This window comes from Candidatus Dependentiae bacterium (assembly GCA_020431705.1).
Taxonomy (GTDB): domain Bacteria; phylum Babelota; class Babeliae; order Babelales; family Vermiphilaceae; genus JAGQHQ01.
The window spans coordinates 1-584 of the sequence record JAGQHQ010000045.1 but is presented as its reverse complement, the minus strand read 5'-3'; the positions used below and the strand labels follow the sequence as shown (position 1 = coordinate 584).

Annotated in this window: 1 protein-coding gene; it reads left to right on the top strand. The window is 46.4% G+C overall.

Annotated elements, in window-relative coordinates; genetic code table 11:
- On the top strand, positions 1-584 hold a 584-nt coding region (locus KC460_05235; GenBank protein MCA9770745.1), incomplete at both ends, for a DNA-directed RNA polymerase subunit beta'.

Sequence of the window (584 nt, the reverse complement as noted above, 5' to 3'; positions counted from 1 at the left end):
CCAAGAAAATGGCTTTGGAATTATTTAAGCCGTTTATCTTTCATAAACTGGAAGAGCGTGGAGCAGCAACGACAATCAAAAGCGCTAAGCGTTTGGTTGAGAAGGAGCGCCCAGAAGTCTGGGATGTCCTTGATGAAGTGATTCGAGAGCATCCAGTTATGTTGAATCGTGCTCCAACTCTTCATCGTCTGGGCATTCAGGCTTTTGATCCTATATTGGTAGAAGGGAAGGCTATTCGTCTTCATCCCTTAGTCTGTGCGGCGTTTAATGCTGACTTTGATGGGGATCAAATGGCTGTGCATGTTCCGCTTTCAGTGGAAGCCCAAATTGAGGCTCGAGTATTAATGATGGCGGCCAATAATGTTCTTTCGCCGGCTAATGGCCGACCTCTATCTATCCCATCTCAGGATATGGTTTTAGGATGTTATTGGTTGACCAAGGATCGTGACGGTGCTCGTGGGGAGGGAAAGATCTTTTCCTCTACAGATGAGGTTCGAATTGCCTATGATTCTCAGGAAGTGGAAGAGCAGGCGAGGATAAAAGTACGCATTGATGGAGATATGATTGATACGACGGTCGGACGA